This is a genomic window from Corynebacterium guaraldiae, from assembly GCF_053480195.1.
In genome coordinates, this window is the sequence record NZ_JBRBAU010000006.1 from 58,147 (window position 1) to 80,509 (window position 22,363).

Sequence of the window (22,363 nt, forward strand, 5' to 3'; positions counted from 1 at the left end):
TACATAAAGTAATTTAAATAATTAACAAATAAACTTTAACATGGTTTGCCGGATCAAACCCCTGGCTTGAACATATGGCGATGAAAACTAGACTTCAAGTAGTTGAACTTTTGGTATGGAGATGCCTATGCGTAAGACCTTAATCAGCCTCACCGGCCCCGCCTTCGTTGCTGCAGTGGCTTACGTCGACCCCGGCAACGTAGCCGCCAACATCAGCGCCGGCTCCCACTACGGCTACCTCCTGGTGTGGGTACTCGTCGTGGCCAACCTCATGGCCATGTTCATCCAGTACCACTCCGCCAAACTGGGCCTAGTCACCCACCGCTCCCTGCCGGAAATCATGGGCGAGCGTCTCTCCCGCCGCGCGCGCCTAGGCATGTGGGCCCAGGCCGAGCTCATCGCCGCGGCCACCGACCTCGCCGAAGTCATCGGCGGCGCCATTGCCCTGCAACTCCTCTTCAACCTCCCCCTGTTCGCGGGCGCGCTCATCATCGGCGCGGTCTCCATCATTCTCCTCATCTTCCAGAAGAAGAACCAGTGGTTCGAGGGGCTTGTCATCGGCCTGCTCCTGGTCATCTGCATCGGCTTCCTTGCCGGCCTCGCCATCGCCCCGCCCGACCCCGCCGACGTGGCCGGCGGCCTCATCCCCCGCCTAGAGGGCAAGGACAGCATCCTGCTGGCCGCCTCCATGTTGGGCGCCACCGTCATGCCGCACGCCATTTACCTACACTCCTCCCTGACCAAGCAGCGCTACCCCGACCTGGAAATCCCCCACGTGCTGGCCGGCACCCGCGCGGACATCGCCGTGGCGCTGTCCATCGCCGGGCTCGTCAACGTGGGCCTGCTGGTCCTGGCGGGCTCGGCCCTCTACGGCGTGGACGGCACAGAGACCATCTCCGGGGCCCACACGGCGATTGCCAGCCACCTCGGCCCGCTGGCCGGCGTTCTCTTCGCCATCGGCCTGCTGGCCAGCGGCCTCGCCTCGACGTCAGTGGGCGCCTACGCCGGCTCCGAAATCATGGACGGCCTGCTTCACATCAAGGTCCCCCTACTAGTCCGCCGCCTGGTCACGCTCATCCCGGCGCTGGTCATCATCGGCTGCGGGGTCGACCCCACTATGGCACTGGTGGTCAGCCAGGCACTTCTTTCCCTGGGCATCCCCTTCGCCATCATCCCGCTTTTCCGCTATGCCGGCTCCCGGGACGTCATGGGTGAGTTCGCCGCGAAACCCTGGTCTATGGCCGTGGGCTGGACGCTTGCCGCGCTGGTCATCGCACTCAATCTCGCCCTCGTGCTCCTGCCGCTGCTCTAGGCCGCCTACAATCAGCAGCCATGATTGAAGTAGCAGCCGTCGTCATCCGCAACCCACAAGGCCACGTGCTTACCGTGCGCAAGAAGTCCTCCACCAAGTACCAACTGCCCGGCGGCAAGCCCGAGGCGGGCGAGGCGCTTGTCGACGCCGCCCTGCGCGAAGTTGCCGAAGAAGTAGGCCTCACCCTCGACGCCGAGAGCCTCAACAAACTCGGCACCTTCGACGCTCCCGCCGCCAACGAACCGGGCGAGGTCGTCGTCGGCACCATCTTCACCTACACCCGCACCGTCACCACCGACGAACCCCACGCCGCCGCCGAAATCGGGGACACCGCCTGGGTCAACCCAACAGCACCCGACCGCGAGCTTGCGCACCTGTTGCGTGACCGCGTCTTCCCCGCGCTGGCTGGGTAGGTACGTTTTCGTAAATTGCATCTCGAAGCCACAGGCCGCATCGCCTGTTTCTACGCATCTGTAGCAGCGCACCTCCGCGCCCATTTTCTCGGCTCATCAAAATAAGACAGAGGCAGGTCCGCTGAAATACCCACCCCTACTCAGGCATTTACTTCTTCCCGCTGGGAAGAAACACAAGGACAATGACCAAAACTGCTAGAGCAATCGTGACAGCATACGGCTATTGAACATAAACGGAAAGCGTCATCAGAATAACGCCAATAGTGGCCAAGATTTTTTCCACATAAATTATTCTCCCTAACCGGTAGATTCTCTTTGACTGCTCTCCAGACAGTTCAGCAACGTCCATATGGCGAAATTCCAAGCACGCTACCCTAAAACCTTCGCCATTTAGTGCAACGATAGTTTTCAAAAACCAACCCGCTGAGGAAGTGCTTTAACTGGAGCGAGAACTGATACTGCCGCAATCAGCACTACCAGAGGCGCACATTTCTTGGGGCAATACATGCCCTTATCCCTTTCGCGAGAAGATGGCCGAGAACTCGGACACCCCCTAGAGTTACATGTGGTAGACAAATTTGGAAGCAAAAAATGGAAACCGTAGACGAACGTATACACTTCCCCAAAAATCCTTGCGAGAGCCCGCAAGAGGGCGTATCTTGCCGCAATTCGCCCTGCTGACATTTAGCCTCCTTTAGGCTTCGGCCTACCTGCTGCTTCTGTCATTGTCGGCACCATCTTCACCTGCACACGCACCGTCACCACCGACGAGCCCCACGCCGCCGCCGAAATCGGCGACACCGCCTGGGTCAACCCAGCTGCACCCGACCGCGAACTTGCGCATCTGTTGCGCGACCGCGTCTTCCCCGCGCTGGCCTAGCGCCAACTGTCAACACTTCGGCGTCATTGACCCCGAAGCCATCAAGAGCTACCCTTTTGAACATGTTCACTGAACACGTTCACCCATCGCGTTCGGCCGCCAAAGCTGGCACCGACAGCAAGGTCCTGGCCACCGCCTACGATCTCTTCCTCACCCAGGGCTACGCCACCACCAGCATCCGGACCATCGCATCCGAGGCTGGCGTCAGCGTGGGAACCGTCATGGGAGTCGGCGACAAACAAACGCTGCTCATCCGCACCATTGGCCAACACATTTCAGAGCTCCACGACGAGATTCGGGGGCAATCCGATAGCCTCCTCGATGTCCTCAAGCCATTCCTCCAGATGTTCACCGGCCACGAAGAACTCTCCCGTGCGTTCGGCGCGGCACTCATCCAACAAGGAAATCAAGGCGAAGCACTCACCGCGCTCAAAACACTCCTGACCGATGAAATCACCCTGCGCCTTGGCTCCAGACTCAACAGTGACGATGCAGCCGAGTACTCCAACCTGCTATACAACGTCTACCTCGGCTTTCTCATCGGGTGGGCCGCGGGCCTCTACGACACCGAACAACTCACCTCCCAAGCCGCCTCATCCATCGAACGCCTCAACACCGCATTCGGAGTAACCCAATGATCCTAGAATCCTCCCCCGCTTGGCCCTCCCTGCTACTGGCTGCCATCCTGCTTGGCGACGCCGCCCTCTCCCTCAAACCAGTCCCCTTTATCGAAGCCTGCCTCAGCGGCGTCAAACTCCCCAAGGACTGGTGGTGGGCGCTCATTGTCATCAAGTATCTCGCCGCCGCAGGACTCATTGCCGGCCTCTGGTTCCCCGGCGTAGGAATTGCAACCATGGTTGGCGTCATCGCATACTTCTGCGCAGCCGCAGCAGCCCATGTCCGCGCCCACTTCCTCGGTAGCGCATTCTGGATCAACTGCTTAGGCATGCTCGCACTCTCCATCGGAGTACTGATCCTGACGCTCGCACTGAATTAAGACACCAGTCAACCTTTCACGGCTTCCTGAAGGCAGATGCATCATTGCACCCCTTGATTGATGACTTGATGCTTTTTACCCTAAAGGTATGTGCACCACGATAAACCTCCCCTCCTTCGATTGCGGCGGACCAGCTCTAGTTGATCTCAGCGACAAGGAAGCCGTGTGGGCGGCGCTCGATGATCATTCCTGATGTCAACATTCTCGTTCATGCCTTCCACTCCGCAGCACCACAACATGAACCCGCTCAACAGTGGCTAAGTAGTGCTCTGAATCGGCATGAAACAATTGAGCTCCTGGATGTTGTGGCAACAGGCACCTAAAACTCTGCCATCAGGCTCAATGGTAACTTGGCAAATCCCCTGTAAAGTTTGACGCTTATTTCCACTATCCATATCTGAAAAGGCAGACAACGCAGCACGAAAACTTGGTTCCTCAGAATACTCTCTAATTTTCTCTGGGACTGCAGTAAACGAACGCCAGTCTCCAAGTTCGTTCGTCAACTTCATCACCTCATCAGCCGATAGCTTTCGCTTAAGACCTTCGGAAGGATCTCTGTCGAGCCTCTGTTTATATTGACTAGCTTTTGTTATTTCCACCCATCTCCAGATATTTCAAAATCACGGTCTTATATTCCGGCAAGAAATTTTGCAAACCCGAAATCTCATCCTTTCCAAATAAACCTAGCTTTTCATGCTCGATGCTTTCACTAATATCAATCCCTTCATTCAATGACACGGTGACCCCATATGCGATAATCGCAACCGGATTTTCCACTTTCGGATCTCTTAGAAGAAACGCATCTACTAGGGTATCGGGGAGAGTCTCTAAATTTGCCTCTTCTTTCAACTCGCGCTGAGCTGTCTCGCGAAGCGATAAGTCTCCCCTGTCCGGCCAGCCTCCGAGTAGCTCCCAATCCCCCCTAGGATTAAGCCCCAATAGCACCTTACCGCCGAGGACTGGAATAACCTTCACACTAGCGTGAACAAAAACCATCCAGTTTGAGAGTCGATCATTTTTCTCCTTAGATCACGTTATTGAATACTTTTGGGGACAAAAAATCTGTAGCTGAGCAAATTCCCGTTACCAATATTACCGAAAGCACGAATGGGTATCCTACAGAAGAAGCTTGCGCTAAAGCGGCCCTTCCGGTTTTAGAGTGCCTCGCAGCCACAGGACGTAAGTGCTGAACTAGGTGACCAATAATTCTTCGGAACCACCCTGCCCCCATTTCGCCATCAAGCACATTCGCCCGATAATTACTTCTTTTTCATCCCCCACCTCACTACACCGTTCGTTGCTTCGGGAAGTGGCTGCGGGGAATAGCACTCATGAATTTTGGAAAGAGCAAAATATTCGGAGAAAGGGATCTGTTCACAGTGAACTTTACCTTTTGAATCCCACGCGAAAGCGTTCAAGCCATACCAAGCCTTGAATTGTCGCTGCAAGCAATCGAAACCGTTAATTCCAAAGAAACTACACAGCTCGGCAATAGTAAATTCAGCTACAACGCTGACTTCATGCAGCCTAATTCGAACAAAGCTCTCATCGGGATCGATGTTCGCGTTACTTTCCACATCCCAAATTGGCTCTTTTAGTAACTCCATGACGCTCCCAGCCAGCACAGATTAAGGTCAGCGCCTTCATTCTAAGTTCCCTGCTCACGGGCTGTCGGCATACGAAGGAACTGAAAACGTAAAATCCCGAGCCACCGGTGAAACGATGACTCGGGTTCTGTAGTTTGCGGAGACGAGAGGATTTGAACCTCCGGACCTACGCAAGTAAGTCAACTCCTTAGCAGGGAGCCCCATTCGGCCGCTCTGGCACGTCTCCAGCGATTCGCAATGAATCGTCCATCACTCTACCTGAGCGCTTCCCCTAGGGACAAAATGGGGCTTCCCTATTCTTTCCCTGAAGCGCCGCATGCAGCTTAAGGGCAACGTAGAGAGCCGCGCAGCGCCAGCCATCATCCAGCACGCCGGGCCCGAGAATCTCACGGACGCGGTCGAGGCGATAGTGCAGCGTGGCGCGGTGAATGTAGAGTGCAGCGGCGGTCGCAGAGACGTTGCGGGAATGCTCAAAGTAGGTCAGCAGGGTCTGCCAGTAGGAGTTGCGAGGGTCGTCGAGAAGCACGGCGGCATCCGGGCTCATCTCCACCACCGTTGCTTGGGTCAGCTCCCACCCGCGCAGCAGCCGCCACGCACCGGCCTCCTCCCAGCGCAGCGAATCCTGGCCGCAGAGTTTGGCCACGTCCGCCATGAGTCGCGCCTGCGGGGCCGTCGGCGCTGAGCCGCGCGCCACAACCTCAGCGCCGGCAACAAGCGCGGCACTCTGCAGCTCCTCCATGAGGGCCTCGGTGTCCTTGCCATCGCGGCAGCACTCAACGAGCACGAGGGAATCGTGGGAATCCGCAACCAAGAAAGGCCGGCGCACCAACGGGCGGGCAAGTTCCACGGCCACCGCACGCTGGTCGCCTTCCACCAGCACGCGATGCACGGTCAGCTCACCATCGGAGGGCAGGAGATCGCGCTCCCGGGCACCCGCCAGCGCGGCCGGAACACCGGTGAGCACCTCGCGGGCCAGCTCCCCGAGCTGTTGGGCGCGGGCGGCGAGGGGAGCATCGCGTTCGTCGATAAGCCTGGCAAGGGGCGCAAGCAAAGAGTCCAGGCGGGCCAAGGGGGCGTCGCCCAGCGCGGGCTCATCGATGATCCACAGGTAGCCCACCAGCCTGTCCTCGTGACGCAAGGGAATGACCACGCGGGGCAGCATGTCATAACGCGGATTAGCAGGCAGGCGCACCGGTAGGGTCGCCTCCTGGATGCCGAAGCTGAGCATCCACGGGATGGGCTCCGGGGGCGGGGTGCGATTAAGAATAGAGGCCGCCCGGTTCTTATCGATGGCACCGATTTGCGCACTAGCCGCAATCACCGCGATGGCGGGGGTGGTCACCTCAACGGAGCGCTGCAGGATCTGGGCGCATTCGTCGACGATATCCTGGATGCTCGTCAGCTGCGGGGGTGTCACTTTTGACATATGTCAAAGATACTTCCGAATATTGTCTAGTGACAAACAAAACTGTGCTGCGCAATAATCTCCTACAGCTAAATGACCCACGTCACACATATACGTTCATGAAGGGCGTCTACATGACCACAACCAACAATTCCGTCAGGGCACAGGACGTTGTCGCCAGCGATAACACCAGTGCAGACGACGGCCTGCAGCGCGGCATGAAATCGCGCCACCTGCAAATGATCGCCTTCGGCTCATGCATCGGCACGGGCCTCTTCTTGGGCTCCGGTGCCTCCATCCAGGAGGCTGGTCCCGGCGTTATCGCCGCCTACGCCATCGGCGGCTTCATCATCTTCCTCATCATGCGCATGCTCGGTGAGATGGCCGTGGAGCACCCCGTCGCCGGCTCCTTCAGCGCCTACGCCCGCGAATACATCGGGCCCATCGCCGGCTTTGTTACCGGCTGGAACTGGTGGTTTACCACCATCGTCGTCGGCATGGTGGAGCTCACCGCCGCGGGCACCATCATGGACTTCTGGTTCCCCGGCATCCCGCACTGGCTCACCGCCCTCGTCGCGCTCGTCATCGTCACCGCCATCAACCTGGTGCACGTCGGCGCCTTCGCCGAGGCGGAGTTCTGGCTCTCCCTCATCAAGGTCGTCGCACTCATCCTCATGATCGTCGTCGGCGCGGCCATCGTCTTCGGCCTTACCCCGGAGCCCGCCCTCGGCTTGAGCAATATCACCGAGCACGGAGGCTTCTTCCCTAACGGTGCCGCCGGTGTGCTCTTCTCCCTCGTCGCGGTGATTTTCTCCTTCGGTGGCATCATCTCCATCGGTACCGCCGCGGGCGAGGCCCAAGATCCCGCCAAGAGCCTGCCCAAGGCCATCAACAACGTGATCTGGCGCATTCTCATCTTCTACGTCGGCGGCATCGGCATCATCGTGCTGCTCGCCCCGTGGAATGAGCTCGATACCTCCACCTCGCCCTTCGTGCGCGCGCTGAGCACCCTGGGAATTAGTGCCGCGGCCACGGGCCTTAACCTCATCGTGCTCGTCGCTGCCGTCTCCGTGTTCAACACCATGACCTTCTCCGGCGCGCGTATGTTGCGGGATCTCTCCCGCGGCGGCCAAGCCCCGCCCTTCTTCAATTCCGTCAGCGCCAAGGGCGTGCCGGTTCGCGCTCTGCTTTTCAACGCCCTGCTCATGGGCTCGGCCGTGCTACTTAACTTCCTCTTCGAGGGCAAGATCCTGATCGTTCTCCTCGCCATCATCGTCGGCGCGGAGCTCATCTCCTGGTCCGCCATTGCCGTAGCACACCTGAACTTCCGCAAGCGCTGCCCGAACGCCGCCTTCCGCGCACCCCTCTACCCCATCGCCAACTACCTGTGCTTGGCCTTCTTCGCTCTCGTCATCGTTTTGATGTTCATGCTGCCGGACTACCGCACCGGCGCCATTGTCCTACCCTGTTGGATTGTGGCCTTGGCCCTCATCTGGCTGGGCAAGAAGCGCCACGACGCCCGAAATAAATAGAAAGGACCCTCATCATGCAGACCACCATTGGTGATTTCATCCTGGACCGCCTCAAGGCCATCGGCATTACTGAAATCATCGGTGTGCCCGGTGACTTCAACCTGAGCTTCCTCGAGCAGATCGAGGCCTCCGAGGGCATCCGCTTCGTCGGCGCTTGCAACGAGCTCAACGCCGCTTATGCCGCCGACGGCTATGCCCGCCAGAAAGGCGTGGGCTGCCTGCTCACCACCTATGGCGTGGGCGAGCTTTCCGCCCTCAACGGCATCGCGGGTGCACGTGCCGAGCACGTCCCGCTGGTGTCGCTGGCGGGCGCGCCGCCGCAGTATGCGACCGAGTTCCGCTGGAACCTGCACCACTCGCTTGCCGACGGCGACTTTGCCAACATGCTGGATTCCTTTGCACCCTTCACCGAGGTGGCCACGCGTGTGTCCCCCATGAACGTGGTCGAGGAATTCGACCGTGCCCTGCACACCTGCCTGCGCGAGAAGCGCCCGGTGCACATCCAGATTCCTTCCGATATCACGCACCTGAGCATCGAGGTCCCCGACGAGCCTTTCTCCACCGAGCTCGCCCCCTCCGATCCGGAGCGCCTGAACGCCGCTGCGGATTACGTGCTGGAGCACCTCGCGAAGGCCAAGGACCCGATCATCCTCATCGACCAGGACACCAACCGCCACGGTTTCACTGAGAAATTCCGCGCCATCATCGACAAGGCCCAGCTGCCCTACTCCCAGCTCTCCTCCGGCAAGGCCATCTTGTCCGAGCGCCACCCGCTCTTCATCGGCACCTATAACGGCGCGGCCTCGGCGCCGGGCGTGCAGGAGCGCATCGAAAAATCCGACTTCCTGGTCACCACAAACCCGCGCTTCATCGAGGTCAACTCCGGCTCCTTCACCCACAACCTGGCCGATGCCCGCGTCTATAACTTCGGCGACCAGCACCTCAACGCTGACGGCGAATACTTCGTGGGCATTAATACGCTGGAGCTTCTCGACGTCCTCCTCGACCGCATCCCGGAAGCCGGGGCATCGACAAGCGCGGCTTTCGAACCCGAGCCCTTCGAGCCGAACCCGGATGCCCCGCTGACCCAGGAGCGCATCTGGCCGCAGATGCTCGGCTTCATCCAGGAAGATGACGTGGTCATCGCCGAGGCCGGCACCTCCAATATCGGTTTGGGCCAGCAGCGCATGCCCGAGGGCGTGCAGTACATTAACTCCACCATCTGGGGTTCCATCGGCTTTACCCTGCCATGCGTGCTGGGCTCGCAGCTGGCTAACCCGGAGCGCCGCCACGTCCTCTTCATCGGTGATGGCTCCTTCCAGCTCACCGCCCAGGAGCTCTCCACCATCGTGCGCCAGGACCTCAAGCCCATCATCGTGCTGGTCAACAACGATGGCTACACCATCGAGCGCTACATCCTGGGCATGGAGCGCGAGTACAACGAGATCCAAATGTGGGATTACACAGCGCTGCCGAAGGTGTTCATGAAGGACACCACGATGGAGTCCTACGTGGCCTCGACCGAAGGCGAATTGGCCAAGGCCCTGGAGGATATCGCCGCCCACCCGGAGCGCGGCGCCTTCCTTGAGGTGCGCCTCGACGCTTTCGACGCGCCGAAGGGACTTCAGGCCTTCGGCCCGCAAACTGCAGATTTCGACTTCGGGCCCCGCGGCCCCCGCAACGCCTAAGGTGGAGAACATGATTCGACCAGACCTTTCCTCCCTGCCCGTCTACGTCCCCGGCAAGAATGCCGAGCACGCCTTGAAGCTCTCCTCCAATGAGGCAACCCAGGAGCCGCTGCCCGGCGCGCTCAAGGCCATGGAGACTGCCGTCGCGCACGTTAACCGCTACCCGGATATGGGTGCGGTGGAAATCCGCAAGGCACTCGCCGAAAACCTTGGCGTTAGCCCTGAGCAGGTCACCACCGGCGCGGGTTCCTCCGCCATTTGCCAGCAGCTGGTGCAGATCACCTCGGTGCCCGGTGATGAGATTGTCTTCCCCTGGCGCTCCTTTGAGGCTTATCCCATCTTCGCGCAGGTCGTGGGCGCCACCCCGGTCAAGGTTCCGCTCACCGCGGACCACCGCGTGGACTTGGAGGCCATGGCGGCTGCCATCACGGACAAGACCCGCCTGATCTTCGTATGCAACCCGAATAACCCCACCGGTTCCATCATCACCAAGGAGGAGTTCGACGCCTTCCTGGCCAAGGTCCCGAAGGACGTCATCGTGGCGCTCGATGAGGCCTACATCGAATACAACCGCAACGATGCCGTCCCGCTGGCCACCGACTATGTCCACACCCACGACAACGTCATTGGCCTGCGCACCTTCTCCAAGGCCTATGGCCTGGCCGGCATCCGTTTGGGCTATGCCTTCGGCAACGCCGAGATCATCGAGGCACTGAGCAAGGTGGCCATCCCCTTCTCCGTGAACTCGGTGGCGCAGGTTGGTGCAGCGGCCTCGCTGGCCGCTCAGAAGGAGCTGCGTGAGCGCACCGATGAGACCGTTGAGCAGCGCGACCGCCTGGTTAAGCACTTCGCGGACTTTGGCGTTCCGGAGTCCCAGGCCAACCACATCTGGTTCGCCGCCGACAGCATTGCGAAGCTGGGCTCCCCGCAGGAGGTCGCCGCACAGCTCGCGGAGAATGACGTCCTGGTCCGTGCCTTCCCCGAGGGCGTGCGCATCACCGTCACCACGGCGGAGGAAACTAAAACGCTGCTCAAGGCGTGGGACGCGGCCTTCGGTGCAGAGGGCTAGTTTCCGCGTTAGAGTGCAGTTGTGAAGACATTTATCAATTTTGCACTCAACGTCATTGCCGTCGCGGTGGCCTTCTGGGCCGTGGTAGCGATTGTCCCCGGAATCGACATCGTTCCTGCGACCACCCAGAATTTCCTGCTCATCGCGGCGGTCTTCATCATCGTCAACGAGGTCGTCACCCCGATTCTCCGCTTTCTCGGCGCACCGCTGACTTGCCTGACACTGGGCCTCTTCGCGCTCGTCATCAACGGCGCGGTCCTGCTCCTCGTCAGCGCGCTCATGGACTCACTCGTCATCGACGGCTGGGGTGCTGCCATCATCGGCGCGATTGTGCTTGCGATTGTCTCCAGCGTGGTGAACTTCTTCACCAGCCCTCTGCGGGTCCGCAATTAACCCCCAGCAAAAGGCGGGAGGACATCGACGCGGGAGGCGTCGGCAAGCACGGCGTCTTCCTTTGCGCTCGCGCCATCCACCAGGAAGGTGCAGCGCTCCAGCACCTCCGCAAAGCTCATGCCGGCCTCGGTGCTGCCGGTATGACGAGCACGCAACACGTCCAACAGCTCCCCCAAGGTCGCCGCCTGCGCCGTGTCTTGCGCGCGCCCTGCGGCGGCGCGGGCTGCGGCAAAGTAGTGTATATCAACCATGGTTGCCACTATGCCAGCCTCCGTGACAGGAAGGAACTCGATGCGCACCTATGAGGAACACCTCGCCGCCGTCCGCGCGGCCCTTCCGCAGCCCCGGGTGGTGTCCACACCCCTGAGCAGCGCCTTCGGCCGCCGCGCCGCTGCGACGTACCGCGCGGAGCACAACCTTCCACCTTTCGATAATTCACAGATGGATGGCTATGCGCTTCCGACTACACACGGCGGCGCCTTCACCGTCGGCCGCACCATCGCGGCGGGTGATCCCCCAGGCTCACTCCCGCAAGGCACCGCCCTCCCCATCATGACCGGCGCGAAGGTCCCTGAGGGCACTGCCACCATCGTCCCCGTCGAGCACTGCGAGCCCCCGCACTTCCCGGAAGAGGGCGCCACGGTCACCGTGCCGGCAGCCCCCGAACAGTTCATCCGCCGCGCGGGCTCCGATGTCCAGGCAGGCACGACCCTCATCAACGAGCACGCGCTTCTCGACGCCCCCTCCATCGCCACCCTCGCCTCCCAGGGCCTCACCGAGGTCCTCACCTTCGCGCCCGCCCGCATCCTCATCTGCACCGGTGGTGCGGAAATCGGTGGCGCGGGCGAGGCCACCATCCCCGATTCCAATGCACCGATGCTCGCGGCCTTGGCCGCGCAGTATGGCATCGAGGTAGCCGGCTTCGTGCGCACAAACGACAATCCTTCTGCCCTTCGCGCGGACCTCGCCGAAGCAGTCATTACCCACCGCCCCGATGTCATCGTCACCTCCGGCGGCATCTCCCACGGAAAGTTTGAGGTAATCCGCCAGATCTTCGAAGAGGACGGCTGGTTCGGCCACGTGGCGCAGCAGCCCGGCGGCCCGCAGGGTCTGTCGCGTTTGGGGGAGGTCCCCGTTGTCTGTTTCCCGGGCAACCCCATCTCCACGCTGGTGAGTTTCCGCCTCTACTTAGCGCCCGTTATCGGCCACGCTCCCGCTCCATTTAGAGCACACCTTACTGAGCCCGCCGAAGGCCTCAACAACCGCGAGCAATTCCGACGTGGAACCATCAGCATCTCCGACGGCATCGCCCAAGCCTCCTTCCTCGGCGGCACCAGCTCCCACCTGATGTCCCAGGCCATCGGTGCTACTGCCCTCATCCGTATCCCGGCTAACACGCAGCTTTCAGCCGGCGACCTCGTGGAGGTGTTCCCACTCTCATGACCCGACGCGCACTCGTTATCGTTGCCTCCACCCGCGCCGCCGCCGGCGAGTACGAGGACCGCTCCGGCCCTATCCTGGTGAACTTCCTGCGTGAGCAGGGCTTCGATACCCCGCAGCCCCTTGTCGTCGCGGACGCCGACATCGACTCTGCGCTTACCACTGCCTTCGCCGATGCACCCTCCGTAATCCTCACCTCCGGCGGCACGGGCATCACGCCGGATGACCGCACCGTCGAAGCACTCACCCCACATCTTGACCGCGAACTGCCCGGCCTGGCCCACGCCTTCTACGCGCACTCGGCGGCCATCCCCACCGCGGCGCTCTCCCGCACGGTTGCCGGAGTCACCGGGTCCACTTTCGCCATGGCCCTGCCCGGCTCCACGGGTGCGGCCAAGGACGGCTGCGCGGTCCTCGAACCAGTTCTTAACCACATCATCAACCAGCTGGAAGGCATCAATGAGCACTGATTTCGGTCTCCTCGGCGCGCACATCAGCGCTGAGCCCATCACGGCCCCCGACATCGCCACCGCGGAAACAGGTGCTGTCGTTTTATTCGACGGCATCGTGCGCAACCACGATTCCGGCCGGGGTGTGAAACTCCTGACCTACACCGCGCATCCAACCGCCCAACAGGAAATCGAACGCGTCGCCGGCGAGGTCGCCGCCGCCTTCCCTGCCGTCCGCCTCTGGTGCGCGCACCGCACTGGAGCACTAGAAATCGGCGAATCCGCATTCATCGTCGCCGCCGCCTCCGCGCACCGCAAGGACGCCTTCGAAGCGGCGTCGACCTGCGCCGACCGCGTCAAGGCAGAAGTCCCCATCTGGAAAGAACAGCTCCACACCGATGACACCACCACGTGGGTAGGCCTGGAATGAGTTCACGCTACGCACGCCAGGAAACCCTGTGGGGAACCTCTACACAGGAACGGCTTCGCTCTTCCACCGTCGCCGTCATCGGCGCCGGCGGCCTGGGATCGCCTGCCCTGCTCTACCTGGCCGGGGCCGGTGTGGGACGCATCCTGCTTTTCGACGACGACACCGTCTCCCTCTCCAACCTGCACCGCCAAGTCATCCACAGCACAGCAACCGTGGGCCAGCCCAAGACCGAATCCGCCGCTGCGGCCTTGAACGCCCTCAACCCGGAGTGCACCGTCGAGCAGTTCTCACGCCTCACGCCCGATACCGCCTTAGACCAGCTGCGCGGCGCTGACCTCATCATCGACGGAACCGATAACTTCTACTCCCGTCACCTTGCCTCCTGGGCCGCCCATGAGCTGGGCATTCCGCACGTGTGGGCCTCGCTTCTGGGCTACGACGCGCAGCTCACCGTCTTCCACGCTGGCCACGGCCCGGTCTACGAGGACCTCTTCCCCACCGATCCGCAGGTGCCCTCCTGCTCGCAGGCCGGCGTGCTGGGACCGGTCGTCGGCGTGGCCGGCTCCGCCCTAGCGGTGGAGGCGCTCAAGCTCCTCACGGGCATCGGCACCCCGCTCATCGGCACGCTGGGCTACTACGATTCCCTCGCCGGGACCTGGGAATACATCCCCGTGCGCGCGAACGGCGCCATCCCGGCGCGCCCCGACAACCCCACGGACATCCGCGTCATCCCGGAGGACGCCACGCTTATCGACGTCCGCACCTCCCCCGAGCGCGCCGCCTCCCTCATCCCCGGCTCGCAGCATCTCCCGCTCGATGAGATCCTCGCCGGCCACAACCCGCCCCTAGACCCCGCCGACCTCGCCGTCCTCTACTGCGCCAGCGGCCTGCGCTCCGCCCAGGCCGTCGAAGCCCTGCGCGCCCGCGGCTTCAGCAACGTCTACTCGCTGCGCGGCGGCATCGACGCCTGGCAGGAATCTCATCGCGATGGGGTCTAGACATGGGACTTCACCTCGTGTAATCATGTTTACATGAGTAGTTCAGTTATCAGTTTGCGTATTGACGCAGAGCAAAAGGAGCGCCTTGACTCTTTGGCGTCCAAGACTGGACGTTCTGGCGCGTTTTACCTCCGAAAGGCACTTGACGCTTACTTGGACCAGTTGGAATACGTCTATGCGCTCGAAGCCGAGGCCGAGGCCGCACGCCGTGGCGAGCTAGAGACCATTTCTCTTGAAGACCTAGAGGCTGAATGTGGCGTGGAGAATTAGCTTCACGCCGCGCGGTGCGAAAGCCTTCCGAAAGTTAGACAAGCCAACGCAGAAGAGAGTCAGCAGGTTTCTTCGCGAAGTGGCAGAACTCGAAGACCCGCGCTCGCGCGGCAAGGGTCTCGTGGGGGATAAATCCGGCCTGTGGCGCTGGCGAGTCGGGGACTACCGCGTTATCGCGGCAATATACGAAAACACAGTCACGGTCACCGTTGTTGACTTAGGTCACCGACGCGAAGTCTACGATTAATCAGCCAGCGGGTCGGTTCCGCCGAGCTTCATCTCGAAACGCTCGTAGTCCTCCAGGTTCGCAAAGTGCCGCGAGTAGAGATCACAATCGCGGTCTACATAACCATAGAGGGCTGGCGCGACATCCACGATGTGCCGTACCTTCACGTCCTCACCATCGGCCTGCTCGTTCGCCATCGCTTCAACGCGTTCTCGAGCCTTCTCGTCCGACTCCGCATACACAATATAAAAGTCCTCGCGGAAGAAGCTTTGGGCAGATGAACTGGACTTTTTAGCAAGCTCCATCACGACAATTCCAACATAAGGTTCCATTGCCGGCTACTGTCCTTTCCGGTTCTTGGTCAGCTTGGACTCGACTCTACCTGCTCACCCAGACCATGTAACGCGGAAAACTCACCCGGTCGCCCTTTAAGCTCATTACCAATGAAGACCCATTCCGCACCCACGGCTTCAGCAACGTCTACTCGCTGCGCGGCGGCATCGACGCCTGGCAAGAGCACATCTCCGAGCTCGAGTCCGAGGCCACTGCCGCCCGCCGTGGCGACCTAAAGACCATCTCTCTGGATGACCTAGAGGCCGAGCAGGGCGTGGCCGACTAGCTTCACGCCACTGGCCGTGAGATTCTCTACCCCAACAGCTGGCGGCTCCACCTTCTCTACGCCCCTGCCACATGGTCCTTTTAGTTTGGTCCCCATACTCTGGTCCCTACTCACTGCAAAAGGACCTTTTACAGCCAGTTTCTTGTGCCCAGATGGTCCTTTTGCTCAGTGAAAGGACCAAAGTAAAGAGACCAATTTGAAGGGACCATTTACAGCTCCCTTCAGCGACCAATCAACCCCCAAGAGTCCGAACTACTTGCCCCACAAAGGGTTCCCTTCACAAGGTTCTAGTCAGATGGTTTGTTTCCCCCCAAACGAACCATCTACCTAGGCGCAGATGGTTTACTTGCCCCCAAGCGAACCTTTCGACTGGAACCATGTACGAGAACGACTCCCGCAGCGCAGTCAACAACCGGTCACCTTGTAAACTCACTGGCATGAGAAGCCGCCAGTATTACGTCGCTACCACTGTGGTGTGTGCTCTCACGCTGGTGTACATACTGCTGCGCTGGGACTCGGTCCCCGATCCCATCCCGGTCCACTTCGATGGCTCGGGCAATCCGGACCGCTTCGAACCGAAGTCCTTCCTCAACGCAACGGTCCTCGTGTGGATCGGCGTTGTGTTCGCCATTGCGCTGCCGCTGTGCGTGCCGCCGATCTCGCTGGCACGAAAAACAATGGATGTTCCGGCAGAGTCAGCTCTTCCGTTCTCCGAGGCCACGGCACAGCGCGCGGAGCTGCTCACTGGAAAGACCTCCACGTTCATTGCCCAGACGGTCCTCACCATGACGGCCTGTGTGTGCCTCACTGCGGTCTGCACCGTCATTCCGGATATCCCATTCTCAGGCTTTCTCCTCGTGGTCGCGTGGATAGCCTTCACCGTGTTCGTCATGATCCAGGGCGTCCGGTTAACGCTGACATCCGCAAAAGCCGTGAAAGCCATACCCACCGACCATGATGAACAGGTTCGCAACGAAGAGCTTCGCTTTGCCGGTGGCATGGGCGTCTACAACGAGCCCACAGACCCCATGTGCATGGCAGTCTTCCCCACGAATCCATCGAAGCTGCAGATCAACACCGCGCACGAACCGGGCCGGCGCTACCTGTGGCGCATGGGCATCGCCCTCACTGCATCCATAGCATTCTGCGTGCTCATCGACGTACTCTAGGCATATGGAGCACCTGTTTGAGCGCGCACACTCGATTCTTTCTGATGCCACCCACGTCGAGGTGTTCACCGGCGCGGGCATGAGCGCGGATAGCGGCATCACCACGTACCGCGATGCGCAGACGGGGATTTGGGAGAATGTGGATCCGGTGGCGATGGCGTCGATAAGCGCATGGCGAACCGAGCCAAAGCCCATGTTCGCCTGGTATCTGTGGCGCGCACAGCTTGCGCAGCGGGCCGAGCCCAACGCCGGGCACCGCGCGATTGCTGCCGCACGCGGCATGACGGTGACCACACAGAACATCGATAACCTGCACGAGCGTGCAGGAAGCCAAGACGTGGTTCACCTACACGGCTCCTTGTTCTCCTTCCGCTGCACCGACTGCGATACGCCTTATGACGAGGACATTGCACTGCCGAACGAACCGGTCGAGAGCATCACGCCACCCGAGTGCCCCGTGTGCGGCGGGCTCGTGCGCCCGGGCGTGGTGTGGTTCGGCGAGGCCCTGCCCGACGACGAATGGGCTGAGGCCGAGCGCCGCATGTCCACCGCGGACGCGCTGCTCATCGTGGGTACCTCCGGCGTGGTCTACCCCGCCGCCGGCCTGCCACAGATTGCCCACGCACGCGGCATCCCGATCGTGGAAGTCACCCCGCAGCCCACCGACCTCTCGCCGCTTGCCAGCGTGGTGGTCACCGCCACCGCAGCGGAGGCGCTACCTCGCATCTTGGCGGGGCGAATCAGTAGTGATAGCGAGCCTGCAGGATCCTAAGCTCGCCGTCTTCGACTAGATAGACAATCCTGTGCTCGTCCGTGATTCGCCGCGACCACGCATTCGGAATTCCGTACTTTAACGGTTCCGGTTTTCCGATTCCTTCAAAAGGGTCCCGCATCATGTCCTTCAAGAGTTGGTTGACCCGCTTGAGGACTTTCCGATCCTTGCGCTCCCAGTACAGGTAGTCATCCCACGCGTGCGGGGTCCATGACAAAAGCATTTACGCATCCAGATTGATGTCGTGTTCTTCCGCTTTTCCATTAAGCGCTTGCTCGTAAGACTCCAATAGCCGGCGGGCATTAGCTGGAGATCGGAAAAGGTAAGCAGTCTCCACCCACGCCGAATAGTCGTCCGCTGACATCAAGACAGCGTTCCCATTGCGGGACACGATCTCTACGGCATCCCTATCCTGATTTACCTTCTCAATCAGGGGGAAAAGAGTACGGCGAGCTTCCGAAGCACTAATCGACATGTCCAACCTCCACGTTGTGGTACAACAATACGGTACCAGAACACTTGTAAGGTGCTCTGTTCGTCGCTACAATCTTTTCCTCCTCCAAAGGAGATGAATCCATGCTCTACCTTGTTCCAGGAGCCTTAGCGGGAATCGTCTTTTATGTCATTCTCACAGCAGTGAGCTGGGCCATCGGGAAAGCCTGGCCACAACGACGTCTAGGCGCACATAGCCGGTTAGCCATCCACTGCCTTGCCGCAGTTGCATTTTCAATTTTTCTCGCCTTGCCTAGCGGCGGAAACTGGGCCACCCACCTGCAGATCAGCGGGTTCCTACTAGTGGGATGCGTTCTGAGCTGGGTGACTGCAGCGATGAACAACGGAGACAATGCCTGACGCCGTAGAGCGATAACTTCGCTTAATCGTCATTCCTCACATCCCTAATGGATACAAACCCTGTGAGTTGTTCTCCGGGGAGGCATAAGGGCTTCTTCCCTACATTTTCTCTTCGCTCATTAACGGAGAAAACGAATTGAGCGAACTGGGGAACAATCTGTACCGATGGAAAAAGCTCCCTTAATTGGTGAGTAATACGCCATCCCGCGTCGTACCATCGAAATCTATCGAATTGGTCCTTCCAACGCGGACGCTGGCGAAAGCTATCGGGTTTCTCGAGGAAATTCTGCTGAAACTCCTCCGTCCACTCAAGGATTTCGCGTCCCAGATCGGACTCAATTCCTAAGTCTTCAGGAAGATAGAATCCGATTCTATTGGCCCCAGAAACTATGAGTTCTTTAGACGGCCACAGCGAGCTTGGGTGGCTGTACTCTGGGCGGAGGAATATTTGCCGATTGGCCATGGAACTAGAATAGCCCAGCGCCACTGCTAAAAATACGAAAGCTTTTGGCGGAGGCGGCGGGATTTGAACCCGCGGTGAGTTTCCCCACGCTGGTTTTCAAGACCAGTGCATTCGGCCGCTCTGCCACGCCTCCTCGTCACGCGTCAGCATGCACCGCGCGCGACACGTTCAGAGTACTAGACTCCGCCGCGGGAGAAGAATTCGCCTCATCACGTTGTGCAAAGCGCCCGACACAACCTACCGAAAACCATTGCCGCACGCACCTTGCTCTGGTTTACTCGGGCCCATGCAGACAGTCGATTCCCTCATCATCGGCGGTGGCGCAGCCGGCCTTCAGGCAGCGCTGGTCATGGTCCGCGCCCGCCGCAGTGTCCTCGTTGTTGATTCCGCCACTCCCCGCAACCGCTTCGCCCACGAAATCCACGGTGTCATCGCCCTCGAGGGCACGCCACCCCTTGAGTTCCAGGAGCGCGGCAAAGAGCAGCTGCGCAGCTACGGCGTAACAATCGCGAACGCCACCGTAGATTCCGTTACCGATAATGACCGCACGCTCACCGCCACGTTGAGCAACGGGGAGACCGTCGCGGCCCGCTCCATCATCGTCGCCAGCGGCGTGGACGACGTACATCCAAACATCCCGGGCCTCGAAGAAAACTGGGGAGATACAGTCCTTCACTGTCCTTATTGCCACGGGTTCGAGGTGGCGGACAAGAAGCTCGGCGTTCTCTGCATCGGCGAGTTCTCCCTGCACCATGCGGCACTCCTGCGCCAGTGGTCCAAGGACATCACCTTCTTCACCAACGGCATGGAGCTCACCGAGGAGCAGCGCGCGGACCTGACTCGGCGGGGCATTGCGCTTGTCGACGGCCCCGTCACCTCCTTCCAAGATGGAAAGGTCCTGGTTGGAGACAGCGAACATGCCGTCGATGCGCTGTTTTACATGCCCATTCCCCGCCCACACGATGAGTTCCTCACTGACCTCAACCTTGAGCGCCGCAGCCCGCCGGCTGCGATGGGCGGAAGCCTCATCAAGGTGGGCCCAGCCGGTGTCACCAGCCACCCGCGCATCTGGGCCGTGGGCAACGTGGTTAACCCTCCAGCACAGGTGGCGGTAGCGATGGGCGAGGCCAACGCCGCAGCCATCGCGGTCAACGCGTTTCTCGTCGAGGATGATTGGACTTAAGTACGGTGGTGTGGCATGAAAGCCATCATTCAGACCAATCTGGAAGACCCACACTCGCTGGAGTTGGGGGAGACCAATAAACCACAACTCCAAGACGGCGAAGTCCTCGTTAAAGTCAAAGCCGCCGGCGTAAACCGCGCCGATCTGCTCCAGGCCCGCGGGCACTACCCGCCGCCGCCGGGCGCTTCGGAGATTATCGGCCTCGAAGTCGCAGGCGAAGTCGTCGACGCAGGCGACACCGACATCGAGGTTGGATCCAAGGTCGGCGCACTGCTGGCCGGCGGCGGCTACGCCGAATACGTCGCCGTACCGCAAGGCCAGCTGCTGCCCATCCCCAGCGGCTATTCCTTTGCCGAGGCCGCATCCGTCATCGAGGTGGCCTGCACCGTGTGGTCGAACATCGCGATGGAGGCGAAACTAAATAAGGGCCAGACCATCCTCATCCACGGCGGCGCGGGCGGCATTGGCACCTTCGCCATCCAGGTGGCGAAAAACCTCGGCGCCACCGTCGCGGTGACGGCTGGCTCGGACGAAAAGCTCGAGACCTGCAAGGAACTCGGCGCGGATATCCTCATCAACTACAACGAGCAGGACTTCGCCGAGGAACTGAAGAACCAGTGCGATGTCATCCTCGACATCATGGGTGCGAAGTACCTCAAAAAGAACCTCATCGCGCTAGCTAAGGGCGGCCACATGGTCACCATCGGCATGCAGGGCGGCACAAAGGCCGAGCTCAACATGGGCATCCTCCTTAACAAGCGCCTGACCCTGCAGGGCACCACGCTGCGCTCCCGCTCGCTGGAGGGCAAGGCCGCCATCGTTGCGGATACCGTTAAGAACGTCTGGCCTTGGCTGGAGAACGGCAGCGTCAAGCACCATTTGCACGCTACCTACGCGCTTGCCGACGCCTCCGAAGCCCACCAAGCCCTCGACTCCGGCGAGGTCACGGGCAAGCTTGTCCTCGAGGTCTAAGCCAGGGACGCGACCACGCGGGTCAAGTGCTCAACGTCGTGGTACGTGCTAAACGGACTCAACGAGACCGTGACGGCACCGCCGACCTCTTCCACGCCCATCTCCGTGAGCAGCGGGGTGTGCGGGGCGATGGTAGTAACCAAGCCATTGTCGAAGAGCCGGCGGTGGATCACATCCGCAGGCACGTCGCGCACGGCGAAGGTCAGGCGCGGGAGGCGATCATCGGAGGCGTCGGCAGCCGCCTCACCCGTCACGCCCAGGATGTGAACGGCCGGCAGCGTGCCCAACAAGCTATAGAGATCCCCCGTGAGATCCTCCATGTAACCCGCGAGGGCTTCCATCGAACGCGTCAGGCGCACGCGGCGCGAACCGCGCTCCCCGCCGGCAAGTTCTGCCAGATGATCCACCAAGGGCCCAACGCCACCCGCCAAGCCCGCGGAGACCGGACCAACGACAATCTCATCGAGGCGGCGGAACATCGCGGTATCGCGGAAGACCAGCGCCGCCATCTGCGGGCCACCCAGCGCGCCCACATCCACACCAAGAATGTCTGCCCCAATCGCATCAAAGTCGAGGAGACGGTAGGGGGCGATCGATGAGACGTCGACAAGCGCCCATGCGCGCGAACGCTCATGGACCGCATCAACTATGTCCGAGGCCGGCGTGACCGTGCCCAGCAGCTCGTGCGCGGCGGAAAAAGCGACGAATCGCGTCGAGCCATCAACCAGATCGGCGTACTGGAAGGCTGGGAGCTCGCCCGTACCCAAATCCGGCTGCGCCCACCGAATATCAGCACCCACGTGCTCAAACGCGCGTGTCATCTCCGGCGAATCAAAGCGGGAGAGCACCACCGAAGACTGGCGGCGCAGCAGCGGGCGCAGTGCAACGCCCAAGGACTGGTAAAGCACCGGCAAGGACGGGCCCAGGATGACCCGTTCCGCCGTGGCACCCGTGAGATCCGCCACCGCCCGGCGCGCGGAGGCATACATGTCTGCCGCGTGGAGCTCCCCCGGATCGTTGTGCGCCGAGTGCGCACCCACGGCGTCCTCCAGCGGCTTCACCGTGGCGGACATGCGGAAAGAACGGGCAACACCAGAGGCCACGCGCTCCGCAATCTGCGGCGCGGCATGCGCGTTCAGGTAGGTCCAACCATCGGACAGACCAGTGTAAAGACCTCGCACGCTGGCGACGTCATACTGTTCCGTCATGCTTCAACCCTTCCTT

The 22,363-nt window shown here is 60.8% G+C and carries 26 protein-coding genes and 2 tRNA genes; 18 read left to right on the forward strand and 10 right to left on the reverse strand.

Going from position 1 to position 22,363, the window contains the following annotated elements; translation table 11 throughout:
- The first annotated feature begins 127 nt into the window (after positions 1 to 127).
- The 4 genes from ACUY3D_RS06055 to ACUY3D_RS06070 all read left to right on the forward strand — a co-directional run bounded on the left by ACUY3D_RS06055 (position 128) and on the right by ACUY3D_RS06070 (position 3,602).
- A complete protein-coding gene (locus tag ACUY3D_RS06055) occupies positions 128 to 1,312 on the forward strand; it encodes an Nramp family divalent metal transporter (RefSeq protein WP_011272788.1) in 1,185 nt (394 codons plus the stop codon).
- A gap of 20 nt (positions 1,313 to 1,332) precedes the next feature.
- On the forward strand, positions 1,333 to 1,725 hold the full coding sequence (locus ACUY3D_RS06060; protein WP_070524603.1) for an NUDIX hydrolase: 393 nt from the start codon (positions 1,333 to 1,335) through the stop codon (positions 1,723 to 1,725).
- A gap of 942 nt (positions 1,726 to 2,667) precedes the next feature.
- On the forward strand, positions 2,668 to 3,243 hold the full coding sequence (locus ACUY3D_RS06065; RefSeq protein ID WP_010188362.1) for a TetR/AcrR family transcriptional regulator: 576 nt from the start codon (positions 2,668 to 2,670) through the stop codon (positions 3,241 to 3,243).
- A complete protein-coding gene (locus tag ACUY3D_RS06070) occupies positions 3,240 to 3,602 on the forward strand; it encodes a DoxX family protein (protein ID WP_010188361.1) in 363 nt (120 codons plus the stop codon). The genes ACUY3D_RS06065 and ACUY3D_RS06070 overlap by 4 nt, the downstream gene beginning before the upstream one ends.
- Before the next feature lie 579 nt (positions 3,603 to 4,181).
- Here ACUY3D_RS06070 and ACUY3D_RS06075 read toward each other — a convergent pair.
- From ACUY3D_RS06075 to ACUY3D_RS06090, 4 genes are all read right to left on the reverse strand, one after another.
- On the reverse strand, positions 4,182 to 4,577 hold the full coding sequence (locus ACUY3D_RS06075; RefSeq protein WP_448240607.1) for an NUDIX hydrolase: 396 nt from the start codon (positions 4,575 to 4,577) through the stop codon (positions 4,182 to 4,184).
- Positions 4,578 to 4,861: 284 nt separating this feature from the next.
- Positions 4,862 to 5,209 (reverse strand): hypothetical protein, encoded by a 348-nt coding sequence (locus tag ACUY3D_RS06080; RefSeq protein ID WP_448240609.1) that lies wholly within the window; start codon positions 5,207 to 5,209, stop codon positions 4,862 to 4,864.
- 137 nt (positions 5,210 to 5,346) lie between these two features.
- A tRNA-Ser gene (locus tag ACUY3D_RS06085) sits at positions 5,347 to 5,435 on the reverse strand.
- Between the two features lie 45 nt (positions 5,436 to 5,480).
- On the reverse strand, positions 5,481 to 6,635 hold the full coding sequence (locus ACUY3D_RS06090; protein WP_448240610.1) for a PucR family transcriptional regulator: 1,155 nt from the start codon (positions 6,633 to 6,635) through the stop codon (positions 5,481 to 5,483).
- Between the two features lie 113 nt (positions 6,636 to 6,748).
- Between ACUY3D_RS06090 and ACUY3D_RS06095 the strand changes: the two genes are divergently transcribed.
- Genes ACUY3D_RS06095 through ACUY3D_RS06110 form a run of 4 tightly spaced genes read left to right on the forward strand, consistent with a single transcriptional unit; the run spans position 6,749 to position 11,296 of the window.
- Positions 6,749 to 8,146: an amino acid permease gene (locus ACUY3D_RS06095; RefSeq protein WP_257964769.1), complete on the forward strand. Its 1,398-nt coding sequence runs from the start codon at positions 6,749 to 6,751 to the stop codon at positions 8,144 to 8,146.
- Between the two features lie 14 nt (positions 8,147 to 8,160).
- Positions 8,161 to 9,834, forward strand: a complete 1,674-nt coding sequence (locus ACUY3D_RS06100) for an alpha-keto acid decarboxylase family protein (RefSeq protein WP_070596316.1) — start codon at positions 8,161 to 8,163, stop codon at positions 9,832 to 9,834.
- 10 nt (positions 9,835 to 9,844) lie between these two features.
- Positions 9,845 to 10,903 (forward strand): histidinol-phosphate transaminase, encoded by a 1,059-nt coding sequence (gene hisC / locus ACUY3D_RS06105; protein WP_448240612.1) that lies wholly within the window; start codon positions 9,845 to 9,847, stop codon positions 10,901 to 10,903.
- 21 nt (positions 10,904 to 10,924) lie between these two features.
- Positions 10,925 to 11,296 (forward strand): phage holin family protein, encoded by a 372-nt coding sequence (locus tag ACUY3D_RS06110; protein WP_070624683.1) that lies wholly within the window; start codon positions 10,925 to 10,927, stop codon positions 11,294 to 11,296.
- On the opposite strand, the gene ACUY3D_RS06115 is transcribed toward ACUY3D_RS06110, so the two are convergent.
- Positions 11,293 to 11,547 (reverse strand): MoaD/ThiS family protein, encoded by a 255-nt coding sequence (locus ACUY3D_RS06115; RefSeq protein WP_070524618.1) that lies wholly within the window; start codon positions 11,545 to 11,547, stop codon positions 11,293 to 11,295. The two genes, ACUY3D_RS06110 and ACUY3D_RS06115, sit on opposite strands and share 4 nt — an antisense overlap.
- A gap of 40 nt (positions 11,548 to 11,587) precedes the next feature.
- Between ACUY3D_RS06115 and ACUY3D_RS06120 the strand changes: the two genes are divergently transcribed.
- From ACUY3D_RS06120 to ACUY3D_RS06145, 6 genes are read left to right on the forward strand one after another with little or no spacing between them, the layout of a single operon-like run.
- Positions 11,588 to 12,739, forward strand: a complete 1,152-nt coding sequence (locus ACUY3D_RS06120; RefSeq protein ID WP_448240614.1) for a molybdopterin molybdotransferase MoeA — start codon at positions 11,588 to 11,590, stop codon at positions 12,737 to 12,739.
- Positions 12,736 to 13,206, forward strand: coding sequence for a MogA/MoaB family molybdenum cofactor biosynthesis protein (locus ACUY3D_RS06125; protein ID WP_448240616.1), 471 nt, complete (start codon positions 12,736 to 12,738; stop codon positions 13,204 to 13,206). Before ACUY3D_RS06120 ends, ACUY3D_RS06125 begins: the two co-directional genes overlap by 4 nt.
- On the forward strand, positions 13,196 to 13,615 hold the full coding sequence (locus ACUY3D_RS06130) for a molybdenum cofactor biosynthesis protein MoaE (protein WP_448240618.1): 420 nt from the start codon (positions 13,196 to 13,198) through the stop codon (positions 13,613 to 13,615). Before ACUY3D_RS06125 ends, ACUY3D_RS06130 begins: the two co-directional genes overlap by 11 nt.
- Positions 13,612 to 14,613, forward strand: coding sequence for a ThiF family adenylyltransferase (locus ACUY3D_RS06135; protein WP_448240620.1), 1,002 nt, complete (start codon positions 13,612 to 13,614; stop codon positions 14,611 to 14,613). The genes ACUY3D_RS06130 and ACUY3D_RS06135 overlap by 4 nt, the downstream gene beginning before the upstream one ends.
- Positions 14,614 to 14,646: 33 nt before the next feature.
- Positions 14,647 to 14,883, forward strand: a complete 237-nt coding sequence (gene relB, locus ACUY3D_RS06140) for a type II toxin-antitoxin system RelB family antitoxin (protein WP_042528789.1) — start codon at positions 14,647 to 14,649, stop codon at positions 14,881 to 14,883.
- Positions 14,867 to 15,130, forward strand: a complete 264-nt coding sequence (locus ACUY3D_RS06145; RefSeq protein ID WP_083311434.1) for a type II toxin-antitoxin system RelE family toxin — start codon at positions 14,867 to 14,869, stop codon at positions 15,128 to 15,130. The genes relB and ACUY3D_RS06145 overlap by 17 nt, the downstream gene beginning before the upstream one ends.
- On the opposite strand, the gene ACUY3D_RS06150 is transcribed toward ACUY3D_RS06145, so the two are convergent.
- Positions 15,127 to 15,441 (reverse strand): DUF4288 domain-containing protein, encoded by a 315-nt coding sequence (locus ACUY3D_RS06150; protein ID WP_042528787.1) that lies wholly within the window; start codon positions 15,439 to 15,441, stop codon positions 15,127 to 15,129. The two genes, ACUY3D_RS06145 and ACUY3D_RS06150, sit on opposite strands and share 4 nt — an antisense overlap.
- Positions 15,442 to 16,165: 724 nt before the next feature.
- Here ACUY3D_RS06150 and ACUY3D_RS06155 point away from each other — a divergent pair.
- Both ACUY3D_RS06155 and ACUY3D_RS06160 read left to right on the forward strand, forming a co-directional pair.
- A complete protein-coding gene (locus tag ACUY3D_RS06155; protein WP_448240622.1) occupies positions 16,166 to 16,897 on the forward strand; it encodes a DUF1648 domain-containing protein in 732 nt (243 codons plus the stop codon).
- Between the two features lie 4 nt (positions 16,898 to 16,901).
- A complete protein-coding gene (locus tag ACUY3D_RS06160; RefSeq protein ID WP_154762314.1) occupies positions 16,902 to 17,669 on the forward strand; it encodes an NAD-dependent deacylase in 768 nt (255 codons plus the stop codon).
- Here ACUY3D_RS06160 and ACUY3D_RS06165 read toward each other — a convergent pair.
- The 3 genes from ACUY3D_RS06165 to ACUY3D_RS06175 form a co-directional block, all read right to left on the reverse strand.
- A complete protein-coding gene (locus tag ACUY3D_RS06165) occupies positions 17,638 to 17,892 on the reverse strand; it encodes a Txe/YoeB family addiction module toxin (RefSeq protein WP_070596290.1) in 255 nt (84 codons plus the stop codon). The genes ACUY3D_RS06160 and ACUY3D_RS06165 overlap by 32 nt on opposite strands.
- Positions 17,893 to 18,144: a type II toxin-antitoxin system Phd/YefM family antitoxin gene (locus ACUY3D_RS06170; RefSeq protein ID WP_070818031.1), complete on the reverse strand. Its 252-nt coding sequence runs from the start codon at positions 18,142 to 18,144 to the stop codon at positions 17,893 to 17,895. It abuts the gene before it with no gap.
- 885 nt (positions 18,145 to 19,029) lie between these two features.
- Positions 19,030 to 19,117, reverse strand: a tRNA-Ser gene (locus tag ACUY3D_RS06175).
- A 153-nt stretch (positions 19,118 to 19,270) separates the two neighbouring features.
- Between ACUY3D_RS06175 and ACUY3D_RS06180 the strand changes: the two genes are divergently transcribed.
- Both ACUY3D_RS06180 and ACUY3D_RS06185 read left to right on the forward strand, forming a co-directional pair.
- A complete protein-coding gene (locus tag ACUY3D_RS06180) occupies positions 19,271 to 20,167 on the forward strand; it encodes an NAD(P)/FAD-dependent oxidoreductase (protein WP_448240625.1) in 897 nt (298 codons plus the stop codon).
- A gap of 15 nt (positions 20,168 to 20,182) precedes the next feature.
- The gene (locus tag ACUY3D_RS06185) at positions 20,183 to 21,139 is read left to right on the forward strand and encodes an NAD(P)H-quinone oxidoreductase (RefSeq protein WP_070596283.1); all 957 of its coding nucleotides are present in this window, start codon (positions 20,183 to 20,185) and stop codon (positions 21,137 to 21,139) included.
- Here the strand turns inward: ACUY3D_RS06185 and ACUY3D_RS06190 are convergent.
- Positions 21,136 to 22,347 carry an aminotransferase class V-fold PLP-dependent enzyme gene (locus tag ACUY3D_RS06190; protein ID WP_070520243.1) on the reverse strand — a complete coding sequence of 404 codons (1,212 nt, stop codon included), beginning with the start codon at positions 22,345 to 22,347 and terminating at the stop codon, positions 21,136 to 21,138. The genes ACUY3D_RS06185 and ACUY3D_RS06190 overlap by 4 nt on opposite strands.
- Positions 22,348 to 22,363 lie beyond the last annotated feature (16 nt).

Coding starts and splice junctions, on each gene's coding strand:
- ACUY3D_RS06130 (WP_448240618.1), top strand. CDS start 13,196: ATGAGCACTGATTTCGGTCTCCTCGGCGCGCACATCAGCGCTGAGCCC.
- ACUY3D_RS06095 (WP_257964769.1), top strand. CDS start 6,749: ATGACCACAACCAACAATTCCGTCAGGGCACAGGACGTTGTCGCCAGC.
- ACUY3D_RS06155 (WP_448240622.1), top strand. CDS start 16,166: ATGAGAAGCCGCCAGTATTACGTCGCTACCACTGTGGTGTGTGCTCTC.
- ACUY3D_RS06170 (WP_070818031.1), bottom strand. CDS start 18,144: ATGTCGATTAGTGCTTCGGAAGCTCGCCGTACTCTTTTCCCCCTGATT.
- ACUY3D_RS06100 (WP_070596316.1), top strand. CDS start 8,161: ATGCAGACCACCATTGGTGATTTCATCCTGGACCGCCTCAAGGCCATC.
- ACUY3D_RS06060 (WP_070524603.1), top strand. CDS start 1,333: ATGATTGAAGTAGCAGCCGTCGTCATCCGCAACCCACAAGGCCACGTG.
- ACUY3D_RS06065 (WP_010188362.1), top strand. CDS start 2,668: ATGTTCACTGAACACGTTCACCCATCGCGTTCGGCCGCCAAAGCTGGC.
- ACUY3D_RS06150 (WP_042528787.1), bottom strand. CDS start 15,441: ATGGAACCTTATGTTGGAATTGTCGTGATGGAGCTTGCTAAAAAGTCC.
- ACUY3D_RS06160 (WP_154762314.1), top strand. CDS start 16,902: ATGGAGCACCTGTTTGAGCGCGCACACTCGATTCTTTCTGATGCCACC.
- ACUY3D_RS06185 (WP_070596283.1), top strand. CDS start 20,183: ATGAAAGCCATCATTCAGACCAATCTGGAAGACCCACACTCGCTGGAG.
- ACUY3D_RS06070 (WP_010188361.1), top strand. CDS start 3,240: ATGATCCTAGAATCCTCCCCCGCTTGGCCCTCCCTGCTACTGGCTGCC.
- ACUY3D_RS06135 (WP_448240620.1), top strand. CDS start 13,612: ATGAGTTCACGCTACGCACGCCAGGAAACCCTGTGGGGAACCTCTACA.
- ACUY3D_RS06120 (WP_448240614.1), top strand. CDS start 11,588: ATGCGCACCTATGAGGAACACCTCGCCGCCGTCCGCGCGGCCCTTCCG.
- ACUY3D_RS06090 (WP_448240610.1), bottom strand. CDS start 6,635: ATGTCAAAAGTGACACCCCCGCAGCTGACGAGCATCCAGGATATCGTC.
- ACUY3D_RS06115 (WP_070524618.1), bottom strand. CDS start 11,547: ATGGTTGATATACACTACTTTGCCGCAGCCCGCGCCGCCGCAGGGCGC.
- ACUY3D_RS06180 (WP_448240625.1), top strand. CDS start 19,271: ATGCAGACAGTCGATTCCCTCATCATCGGCGGTGGCGCAGCCGGCCTT.
- ACUY3D_RS06190 (WP_070520243.1), bottom strand. CDS start 22,347: ATGACGGAACAGTATGACGTCGCCAGCGTGCGAGGTCTTTACACTGGT.
- relB (WP_042528789.1), top strand. CDS start 14,647: ATGAGTAGTTCAGTTATCAGTTTGCGTATTGACGCAGAGCAAAAGGAG.
- ACUY3D_RS06080 (WP_448240609.1), bottom strand. CDS start 5,209: ATGGAGTTACTAAAAGAGCCAATTTGGGATGTGGAAAGTAACGCGAAC.
- hisC (WP_448240612.1), top strand. CDS start 9,845: ATGATTCGACCAGACCTTTCCTCCCTGCCCGTCTACGTCCCCGGCAAG.
- ACUY3D_RS06055 (WP_011272788.1), top strand. CDS start 128: ATGCGTAAGACCTTAATCAGCCTCACCGGCCCCGCCTTCGTTGCTGCA.
- ACUY3D_RS06125 (WP_448240616.1), top strand. CDS start 12,736: ATGACCCGACGCGCACTCGTTATCGTTGCCTCCACCCGCGCCGCCGCC.
- ACUY3D_RS06165 (WP_070596290.1), bottom strand. CDS start 17,892: ATGCTTTTGTCATGGACCCCGCACGCGTGGGATGACTACCTGTACTGG.